The following is a 10,453-nucleotide window of genomic DNA, read 5'->3' as shown; positions in this document are numbered from 1 at the left end:
CTGCCGTAATGATTGGTAATACTAATGCTAACAGTTGATAGCTAGCATTATAGAGGTAGTTTTTTATTACTTTCATAATTAACAAATTCAGTAGCTCTAGTTAAGCTGACTATACTTCACAATATTACTATGGTCCTCTTTATTATAGTTTTTTATAACTCTTTGAAGTGCGAACCAATGAAATAAACTATAAATCGATGTAAGTTTTTCCCATTTATTCTGATCCTTTTTTTGGAAATAGTATGTATTCCCACCAGAGAGTAAAGACATGCTCTCAAAAGTTCTTTCAGGAGTGTCTATCTCATTAATAAATTGACCGGGAACGATCGTAAATCCATTATCTAGTGATATATTGGGGTTGTAGATCATTGGCCGTTTTTGAAGGTGTAAATACAGATATTCCTTCTTTTGATACCCTGATTCCTGTTCAATAAAGCGTGTTATCGTCCCATCCTTATATGTGAAATAATTCTTTCGATCAGGATAATCATGCCAAACAGAAAAATTGGCATGCTGTGGGGAAATATCAGCGATACAATCTAGATCAAGTGTAATAATACCACTATGGTTTGCTATATCATCAATACCAAATTGTTCATCAAAAAGATATATCCCTTTCCTTTTAAAAATTTTTCTATAATTGTTAAAAGTTTTATTACTAGTAGTATGTTTAAACAGGTCCTTAAGCTCACTATTATTTCTGTATAACTGCAAGTGACCGAGCTTAGAAATTTTATCATATTTCAACCATACAGGTCTCAGGAACTTCTCTGCATTGCCAAATATAAGGTCAATATCACAAACCCCCCAATAATCGTAATCATCTTTAATATCATCGTTAAAAATATATCCATACGCTGGTTTAAAATCACATAGTTTATATGGCTTAGCTAGGGAAATATGGAAGTCAAACTTTGATTGCACAAACTTTTTAAAAGTCGGGAAATCTGTCTTTTCTACCCTTATATTGGGTGCTTTAACCCTAATATCCTGATCCGTTATAATTAAGAAATCAAAGATTCTTTTATTCTGCTCCGCACTCTCAACCCATAACGGAAAATAATTAGGTAGCTTCCCAAAATACGGGATAATCAACAATGCCTTCATTCTTATTATTACCAACCTTTCATAGGATTATCTTGTTTCTATCTAGTCAAAACCAATTATGACTATAATTTAGCTCTGTTACACATCCTCTATATATCTTTGAGCTAGCTTTTTTCCTGTATCAGAAGGATTGAAAATTTTCCCAATCATTAAAATGAACGGGGAATACCATAGAACCATCATTTGTGGGTCAAACATTCCGTGAATTGCAGCAATTACCATGCATGCAGCAAGAATGTCATACTTATGATCTACTACCCACTTTAAAGATAAACTAAACAAAATTAGTATTAAAACTGTAAATAACCAACCGTTAACCACTAAGCTTTGAAGGTATGAGCTATCTATATAATTATAGTTTGAATCATAACGATTAAACATATTTAAAGTTATAAATGTAACTTTCTGACCAAGCATTGGTACCCCAAACAGTTCTATCCCTTGCTTACCTAACCTAAGACGGTTATGAACCATTGAATCAACCGTTGAATATATCCCACTTGAAGCAAAAAAGCATAAATACAATAAAACTCCAAGAACCACAAAGTATATTGCTGGGGTTATTATCTTTAAAAATTTGTTTTCAACAATCAAACCTTTTTTTACGACTTTTTCACTAATTAACGCATAGGTTATAACTAATAGGCTTAAATAAAATGGATTTGATGTTGCAGTTGCGGAATGAAAATAAAAAGCGATTATATACAAAAAAATTATCTCGATCCATCTTATCTTACTACTACGGATAATCAAATAACATAAGATGAAAAATAACGAGTATTGGCTACCAAATGAGACGTACTTAAATCCTAGGCTCCCGCGTACTCCGTCGTCAGAAGCCATATATAAAATACTGATCAAGCCTAATCTACTTAATAGAACGGTTCCTACTAAAACAATTGTTATTGCCCATAGAAAGGCTTTAAATATTGCATTTAGTTCAACATCACGTGCTGAAGCCACAAAAAGGAAAATACATACAGTTAAAATCCCGCTTTGATACCTTGATGTCCATACGTATAATGAAAACATTACCAAAAATACAGCAAAAGTAAATGGGCGGATTCTAATCTGTCCATTTGGAATATTAAGGTACTCCTTGATTACTAACATCGCAATCACTAGCCCACTGACTCCATACTGCAAAATATTGTTGTTTAAATATGTAGCAACATTAGATGTTATAACCAACCCAAAATAAGCAACCCAAATAAATAATGCAATCGTATACAGTTTTGTTCCTTGCTGGTTTTTATCCATTTTAAAATCCATTTTATTTAAACCTATCATACCCTTTGATTTTATCTAAAATCACATCAAAGAATAGACACCCTTTAAATAGTCCTTTAGTAATTAAAAATCTAAATGTTTTATATCGGAACCCATTATTCCCTGAAACTATGCTTACCCTTTGATTATTAAGATGGTTATAAAAGCCTTGCCTTTTTACAATCTTTTTTAGTTCATTAGCTGCAACTCCAAAGGATAATTTTTTACTTGCACATAACGGGCCATAATATTTCTCAATCATGATATTTAGTGCCTTTTGATATGCTAAATCGATAATATCATTTGCCAAGCCACCGTAATGATTCAGAATTTTCGATAACTCCGCCAAATAACGTAATTGGCCATCTTTATTTTCCCTATTATAAAATGCCAATGTGTGGGATTCTTGTACTAAATAATATTTCTCTCCTGAAATCACGATACTTTTTATGTTGTTAATTACATTAACGTTAAAAAGTACGTCTTCTGATACAGGGATTGGCAAGTAAGAGATATTAGCTCTATCGATAACATCCTTACGAATAAATTTTGAAGCCACTCCCGTTTCAGCTGTAGTTTCTCCGATCCGATAAATGACGTTTAAAATTGAAATACGATTCTCCTCATTTAAATCATTTTTATAAAAATCTAAATTTATTCCTTTTACATCCTCTATTAATAAATCTGGATGATTATATCGCTCCACTTGCTCGAAGAAACGATCTAAAAAGTCTTTTTGATAAAAATCATCACTATCTATAAATGATACGTATTCTCCTTGAGCAATGTCTAAACCATGATTTCTTACTGTAGATACTCCACCATGACTTAAACTCTCATATTTTACATATCCAACATTTTTTGCAAACTCTTTTATTTTGTTTAATGTTTGGTCAGCAGAACCATCATCAATACATAGTAATTCAATTTGCTTCCTTTTGTTACCTACCATTTCATCAAAACTTTTTAAAGTTCTGATAATATATTCTTCGGAATTATAGGTTGGCATAATAAATGATACTAAGTAATTTGACATTTAACTCTTACCATTTTCGTTAATAATTCGGATTAACTCGCTTTCCCATTTTATTTAACATTCCATCAAAATACGCCTTCAGAATGATTGGGGTGTTTTTCCTTAAATTTTTAGTACGGTAGGAAATGACTAAATGATGTGACGTTAAAATAATTGGGCTTATTAATTTTACTTTCCAAGAATTAGTATATCTCCGGTCAAAAATAATATTATTCCTTATTTTATAATAATTTCGCCAGTTATATGCTTCCGTCTTTTTTGTATTTTCCATTCTTTTTTTTGCCAATTGTCGATGTAGTGTTGCTTTAGTCGCTAAGACAATTTTTGTATACTGCTGTAATCGTTGAGCATAATCTGAATCATCGTATTCAATAAAGTATCGGCTATCAGGAAGACCTATTTTTTTTACAAGATCCATCTTAACTAACGGGCCCTCAAATGGAAAATCCTTTACGAAAATACTATTAACATCCTTTGGTATTGAAATGCTTTTTTTTCGTAATCCTATCCAGAACTTACGATAATCATCAAAATCAAAATCAATACATGCCGTATCAGTAAAGTTATCATCACTTCTATTTGGAATACCAACCTGAACACTATTAGCTTGTACTTGCTTAAACATTTCTTCTAAACAGTTATCTTCAGGAACAACATCATCATCCATGACCCATAACCAGTCATAGTTCTGCTCTGATATTAGTTTAATTCCCTTAGAGAAACCACCTGCCCCACCAAGATTTTTGTCATTTAGGTAATATGATATTATTACTCCATCCTTGGTGGTTTTGTACATCTGACCATCCGCAATATCTAGGCTACTGTCAAGGTACCCTTCTTTTTTTAGTAATTTTTCTGTATCATCTGTCCCATGATTATTAAATATCAGCACTTCAGAAACATGTTTAGTTTGATTTAGGACACCATTTAATGTCTTAAGTAACAGCTTTGATCGGTTGTACGTAACGATCAAAACACTAGTTGAGTCCATTAAAATTTCTCCAGTCATTTTAAATTATTTTACAATTTCACATCGACCTTATTATGGCTAAAATCTTTATTTTTCAAAACTACTTTTATTTGGTAGCAACTTATCCATAGCATTATTGAAATCAACCATTACTTCATCTTCGTCTTCAATATCCATCCCATCATTTATACACATCACTGAATACTTCCTAGAATTTATTAAATTCCATAGTTTTTCATTAGCATTATCCAGATAAAATAGCTCTCCAAACTTTGAATCACCAATGCCGTATTTGCCACTCGCAATCTGCCAATATTTAAACAGCCATATGTTTGTATCAGAAGTAGATCTAAATTTATTTGAACTTGTCCTTTTTAATACATCTAATTCCTTTTCCCATAATAGATTCATGGTTGCTTTTAATAGTGGATAAGGCATATGGCTTTCCCAAAAGCCATAGATGAACTGGCTACGGCTAAAAAGAAATGATTTAACGATATTTTTTAAACCATGTTTTAGACTAAAAAAATGCCCGTTTGCAATTATCTCATCGTGAGTAAAATAGTCGTTAATAATTTCCATATTATTAACTTGGAAATTAGCAGTTCCATATAGGACTGGTATTATCGGGTTAATTCCCGTTGTATATACCGGTAAACCATCGTCTGTAAAAAAATCCTTAGGTAGAACCGGGGAAGTTAAGTACATATCATCATTGAATACAACGAAATGCTCTGATAAATCTGGGATTTTATTAAGGTTAGCTTCTATCGCATTAGAATTAAAGGTAGGTAAATCCTCTGGTTGCATTATATCTGAATGCTTAATTAACCTTAGTTTCTCATTTAAAGCCAAATTTAGAAAGTCAGGTATCTGTCCATTAGTTACTAAGAAAATTCTATTAACCCAAGGAGCAAATTTTTCTACACCCCTGAACCAATATTTAAATGTTCCCCATTCTCGAAAGGCTTTTTCAGAATTCATACTCTTTTTTTTTGTTCCTGCATCTTCCGAAAAATTATTTTTTTGTCTAATCCAAATAGGGTCACTCCCATCGACCCAAGTAACAACAAAATCGATTGGAAAATCTATCATTTATTTCTCCTTTATCCAGAAGATAGCAAAATTTCTATGAATATTTTTAAGCTCAACTATTAACGTTCTTTTATTACTTTATCCCTCTTATCGTACACAACCGATTGCTTGGGGATATCCTTTGTAATTATGGTACCAGCCCCCACAACGGAACCTGACCCAATTGTAACACCATCTAAAATTACCACTCCAGACCCTATCCAGACGTCATCCTCGATAGTAATCCCTTTATTATTTACTCCCTGTTCCTTAATTGATTCACTTTTGTCAGAAAAATTATGATTTTCAGCAAAAAGCGATACACGAGGGCCAATCATAACGTTTTTTCCAATTACTATTTTCCCAGAGCACCCCACAAATCCAAATGGCCCTATTGATGAATTTTCACCCATTTGTAGTCCGAAGCCTATTTTCCCAACGCCATAATAGCTTGAAGGACGGATCGTAGTATAACGTCCAATTGTAACGTTATCTCCAAAATGTAGGCCATTTTTTGATAAACCATGAACTTCTGAATAATCTTCGAACTTCACATTTTTACCAACGCTTATGCTTTTTCTATGTGATATGCTCGCTTTCTTACCTACAAATAATAATCCCCTAGACTGTTTTAGGTCAAGTCCAACGAATATTCCCCTTAAAACTTTAATTCCAGCCACCCAGTAAATAGTCAACTTATCCCTCTTAGAGACATCCTTACTCATCCCTAGCAATCATTACGTCCCCTTTTTATTTATAAAATAAATTAATTATTTTTTGAGCATGATCAGATATTTTATAGTGTAACTCTAGTCTTTTTACACTCTCAAGTTTCATTGATGTACCGTCATTTAAAATATCCTCTAGTTTATTAAATAACCCATCTGTATCTGAAAATATATCATCTTTATTTAGTAAATCCTGCGCCCCAACATTTTCAGATACCAAGACAGGCGTACCTTGTAACAATGCCTCTAAAACAACAAAGCCAAATGTTTCATGCCATAAACTAGGGACTACTAATAAGTCCATTCTTTTATAAATGTTCCTCATTTCATCTTCTTGATGAATTCCTTCATTATGGACCCATGATTCATTAAAAATTTCGCTGGTTGCTATATCCCCATAGAAATACGCTTCGAAGTTTGTATGATGGTTTCTTAAGGCTTTAAGACATTCAATGTATTGGAAAAATCCTTTTTTTCGATCATATGGACCTACGTAACCTATTTTTAACTTATCATCGCTACTATTTGACCTTGAGCTACGTTCATCAACTAAGCCACTATGTGTAATAGATAGAACATTTCCCTTAGCATTTGGAAAAAATTTTTGGATATAATTTTTTGAAACTAAGCTGTTAAAGTGAAATCTATCGATAGATAGTAGCATTTGCTGATAATATTTTCTCAAAGTATATCTATCTGTAGCTTCCTTATCCGATACTAAATCTTCCATCTGTTCACTGATATTATTTAGTGAATTTTTTTGGCCTTTTCGGATTTTCTTTACTAAAGTAGAGTCTTTGAACTTCTCATAGGTATGGCTTTGCATAATGAATAATTTTCTGTTAGACGGACCATCCTTACATAACATACAGTCATACGAACAATCACGACTGTGCAGTTCTTTTATAGGATCACCACTCAACATTTTGGGGCACAATCCATAAAAATCGTGTGTTGTATAAATAACCCGTATACCTAGCTTTTTTATTTCGGTTAGTAACTCTATGGGTAGACCCATTAAGGTATGCATATGAATCACATCTGGCTTTAACTGCTTAATCCACAATATAGCTTTATTTACCTGTCTCTTGGACATGAAATATCTAGCTTCATGTATTCCCAATCCAAGAGAAACCGGCAATGGATTCACCAGTTCAAAAAGCCTAAATTTATGTGTGCACGATCTCTCAATAATTTGTAGGTCGTCACTATTGATTAAGGTTGATTTACCAGGATATAGAACGTACACATCATTATTTTTAGCAAGTTCATCCGCTAAATCCGTACTGTATCTTGGCAGACCACCTCGACGGAATGGTGCTATCCCCAATGTATACTCTATAATCCTCATAACTATCCTTCCTTATTAAAGAATTAAGGTTCAGCCAAATATACTATCATAACGGTCCGCAATAAATTGCCAACTATAAGCGTCCTTAATCCGTTGCTTTGCTTTTCTACCGTAATCATCGATCTCTGACTGTTCCATCTTGTCGGCTTGGTCGATTAAATCCGCTAAGTTACCTTCTTCTTTACTCCAATAAATTGCCGCGTCTTGGCCAACCTCTTCGTTAAACCCAACGTTTAGAAGTAGGTTTAATTTCGTACTACCCAGTGCCTCCAAGAGTGATGGGTTCGTTCCACCAACCGAGTGGCCATGGAAGTAACCATACGCGTTTTCACGAATTTTCTTTAAAAGCTCTTGATCATAAACCGTTCCGACAAACTTAATCCGTCGATCATTTTTGAAATGTAGCTTATTGTCTAATTCAGCTAAAAAGTCCTTATCTTGCGTTGTAATGATCGCAAAATCCTTTTTACTATTAGATTTCATAAATTCACGAATCATTGTTTCAAAGTTATTCTCCGGAACGAATCTCCCGACCACCAAATAGTAGTTAAACCGGCTTAACCCCTTTTCTCTTAACCATGATGTGAATTTTTCATCATCATCCGCTAGTTTAGAGGGGTATATATCAGAGCCATAAGCAATAAATGTTGTTTTTGGATGGTACTTTGCATATTCTGCTTGGATATATTTCTCAATATTGATAGAGTCACAGACCATTAAATCAGCATGTTTTACCATTCCAGCCTCTGAAGCCTTCCAATACCTACGAACCGGTGCTGACCACTTTGCTCGTTTCCACTCATGACCATCTGGATTTACAAAAACTTGGCCCCCTAATTTATGAACCTGCTTGACGTAATGACCAACAAATGGGCCAATCCGACAAGCTAAGATGTAAATAATCGGGTTTTGAATGCCCTGTTCCTTTATTAACTTAATACATTCTCTTAGGGCCGCAATATCATAATAAATTGCTTGTGCGGGTCCAAGTTTCTCAGGAATATTAATTTTAAAACATTCCGCATTAAAGTAGGTAAAGTGACTTGCGTCATCAGTTTTTGCCCCGGGGAGCTTTGTTTCATCCATTGCTCCTTGACCATTCGCCTTACAAGCAATGTGATACTTTATTCGATCGTTATCCTTATGGTACTTGATTAATTTTTGTAAAAAGGTCTCATATCCACCGTAGTTTCCGATCCCTTTAGCCCCAATTATAAAGACGTGTTGCATATCTCCCTGATCAATCTCCTTAATAAGAAAAATTTCCCTTACTTTACTAAGAGAAGTTCCAATCCAACATTTCGTTTACAATTTATGCACGATGCCTAGATTTATGACTCATACTATTGCCTCCTTCTTTGTTTTCTATGCGCAATACTAAAGATTATCACATACCCTTATATTACCATATTCTTATATAAAATTTCACACTAACTTCACCAACCGTCAATAGTGATATCACTAGTATTAGCATAACTATCAAATATATGTTCCCAATGACATAACAAAGGCGCTGTATCGACAGTGAAAAATCCGGCACAGCGCCTTTTGTTATGTTCAAACTCTGGTCTCCTCTATAGGATTTCTCATTTTCATATTCATACCTATCTAACAGTACGAACTACCAAGAGAACATATTATCTAAAATAGTATTATCTATACTTCATAAAGCAACCAATAGGGTATACACCCTAATAGTCTTTTTCATTTCTGTGCTATACTAGGAATTACAAGTGTTCATTAGAACTGTCCAAAAGGAGAATTGGAAATGGCTAAAATCGGTTATGCGCGTGTGAGTTCCAAGGAGCAACATTTAGATCGACAGTTAGCGGCTTTAAAAGACGTTGATAAATTATTTACGGATAAATTAAGTGGGGCTAACACTAATCGGCCAGAACTGCAAAAAATGCTAGCCTATATTCGTGAGGGTGATATTGTAATGGTCACTGAATTAGATCGCTTAGGCCGAAAGTGAACGTAAGCGAATCATTGAGCGCCAGCAGCAAGGGATTGCCTTAGCTAAGCAGCAGGGTAAATATCATGGGCGCAAACCCCAATACACCCAAGACGATCCCCGCTTGCAACATGCTTTTAAGCTTTATCGAGCTGGCATGAGTGACATTGATGTGTCCCGAAATACAGGTATTAAACGGACGACCTTTATTCGATACCGTGTGAAATACGGCATTAAAAGAAAATAGGGACCCTATTTTCTTTACTTATAGTTTTGGAGGGTGTTTACTAAAGTTTTTTTCTTGGAATCTGATTCCGTTAGGGGATTATGGACGACAGACACGACAACGTAAGGTCATTATGGCCTTGTTGAATAAGTCGAATTCAATCTCATCGCTGCTAAATGAGGACTTTATTAGTTCACTGTCGAAGCAGACTCAGACGGATTTGACTTTTAATGGCCTGACAGCACTGGCAACCAACTACCGTAAGGCCACGCAACATATTAAGACGACGCATTTGCAGGGAGCCAGCGAGACAATCGAGAGTCAAAGTATGGAGGTCGCTTCAAAATCCGAACTACAACGTGTTACCAATTATATTCGTAAAGCTCTGGGATTGAGCCACAAAACGACGGGTACGATCGCCCAAATGGATAGTACGAGTTCAACAGCAACTACGGACACAACCGGTGGGGCTGGTGATCCTGGCGGTCCAGATGGCGGATACTAAAGCTAAATTAAATGAAGGTTCACTTGTCATGTAACATGTGATAAGTGAACCTTTTTTGCATGTTTTACTGGTAGTTGAATAGCGGATAAAACGTATTAGCATTGGCTTATCTCAATAGAAAAATGTAATGATACTGTATTGTTATATGATGAATCACTATATTATAATCAGTATTGATAAATATTAATGACGTCGTTTGTAAAATTAAGTTAGAAATAAAAAAGCCATTTGTA

General features: G+C 34.4%; 8 protein-coding genes and 2 pseudogenes. 2 read left to right on the top strand and 8 right to left on the bottom strand.

What is annotated here, in order from left to right:
• Positions 1-96: 96 nt before the first annotated feature.
• The 8 genes from KGF65_RS15600 to cps2T all read right to left on the bottom strand — a co-directional run bounded on the left by KGF65_RS15600 (position 97) and on the right by cps2T (position 8,765).
• A complete protein-coding gene (locus KGF65_RS15600; RefSeq protein ID WP_216788235.1) occupies positions 97-1,107 on the bottom strand; it encodes a DUF6625 family protein in 1,011 nt (336 codons plus the stop codon).
• 78 nt (positions 1,108-1,185) lie between these two features.
• Positions 1,186-2,379, bottom strand: coding sequence for a polymerase (locus KGF65_RS15595; RefSeq protein ID WP_216788234.1), 1,194 nt, complete (start codon positions 2,377-2,379; stop codon positions 1,186-1,188).
• 1 nt (position 2,380) lies between these two features.
• Positions 2,381-3,412 (bottom strand): glycosyltransferase family 2 protein, encoded by a 1,032-nt coding sequence (locus KGF65_RS15590; protein WP_216788233.1) that lies wholly within the window; start codon positions 3,410-3,412, stop codon positions 2,381-2,383.
• 19 nt (positions 3,413-3,431) lie between these two features.
• Complete coding sequence (locus KGF65_RS15585; RefSeq protein ID WP_216788232.1) at positions 3,432-4,403, bottom strand: glycosyltransferase family 2 protein; 972 nt, start codon at positions 4,401-4,403, stop codon at positions 3,432-3,434.
• A gap of 66 nt (positions 4,404-4,469) precedes the next feature.
• The gene (locus KGF65_RS15580; protein WP_216788231.1) at positions 4,470-5,477 is read right to left on the bottom strand and encodes a stealth family protein; all 1,008 of its coding nucleotides are present in this window, start codon (positions 5,475-5,477) and stop codon (positions 4,470-4,472) included.
• Between the two features lie 59 nt (positions 5,478-5,536).
• Entirely contained in the window at positions 5,537-6,181 is a 645-nt protein-coding gene (locus KGF65_RS15575; RefSeq protein WP_216788230.1) for a DapH/DapD/GlmU-related protein, read from the bottom strand.
• Positions 6,182-6,206: 25 nt separating this feature from the next.
• Entirely contained in the window at positions 6,207-7,535 is a 1,329-nt protein-coding gene (locus KGF65_RS15570; protein WP_216788229.1) for a glycosyltransferase, read from the bottom strand.
• A gap of 30 nt (positions 7,536-7,565) precedes the next feature.
• Positions 7,566-8,765 (bottom strand): beta 1-4 rhamnosyltransferase Cps2T, encoded by a 1,200-nt coding sequence (gene cps2T, locus KGF65_RS15565; RefSeq protein WP_216788228.1) that lies wholly within the window; start codon positions 8,763-8,765, stop codon positions 7,566-7,568.
• A 538-nt stretch (positions 8,766-9,303) separates the two neighbouring features.
• Here cps2T and KGF65_RS15560 point away from each other — a divergent pair.
• Together KGF65_RS15560 and KGF65_RS15555 are read left to right on the top strand one after the other, a co-directional pair.
• Positions 9,304-9,736: pseudogene (locus KGF65_RS15560) on the top strand (recombinase family protein).
• A gap of 73 nt (positions 9,737-9,809) precedes the next feature.
• Positions 9,810-10,220: pseudogene (locus KGF65_RS15555) on the top strand (LytR family transcriptional regulator); the annotation flags it as partial.
• Between the last annotated feature and the right edge of the window lie 233 nt (positions 10,221-10,453).

Origin of the sequence: Lactiplantibacillus sp. 30.2.29 (assembly GCF_018991255.1) — a bacterium.
Lineage (GTDB): Bacteria > Bacillota > Bacilli > Lactobacillales > Lactobacillaceae > Lactiplantibacillus > Lactiplantibacillus pentosus.
This window is presented reverse-complemented; position numbering and strand designations above follow the sequence as displayed.

Bases quoted from the DNA above. Each gene is read 5' to 3' on its own strand.
- KGF65_RS15570 (WP_216788229.1), bottom strand. From the start codon at position 7,535: ATGAGGATTATAGAGTATACATTGGGGATAGCACCATTCCGTCGAGGT.
- cps2T (WP_216788228.1), bottom strand. From the start codon at position 8,765: ATGCAACACGTCTTTATAATTGGGGCTAAAGGGATCGGAAACTACGGT.
- KGF65_RS15600 (WP_216788235.1), bottom strand. From the start codon at position 1,107: ATGAAGGCATTGTTGATTATCCCGTATTTTGGGAAGCTACCTAATTAT.
- KGF65_RS15585 (WP_216788232.1), bottom strand. From the start codon at position 4,403: ATGGACTCAACTAGTGTTTTGATCGTTACGTACAACCGATCAAAGCTG.
- KGF65_RS15580 (WP_216788231.1), bottom strand. From the start codon at position 5,477: ATGATAGATTTTCCAATCGATTTTGTTGTTACTTGGGTCGATGGGAGT.
- KGF65_RS15575 (WP_216788230.1), bottom strand. From the start codon at position 6,181: ATGAGTAAGGATGTCTCTAAGAGGGATAAGTTGACTATTTACTGGGTG.
- KGF65_RS15590 (WP_216788233.1), bottom strand. From the start codon at position 3,412: ATGTCAAATTACTTAGTATCATTTATTATGCCAACCTATAATTCCGAA.
- KGF65_RS15595 (WP_216788234.1), bottom strand. From the start codon at position 2,379: ATGGATTTTAAAATGGATAAAAACCAGCAAGGAACAAAACTGTATACG.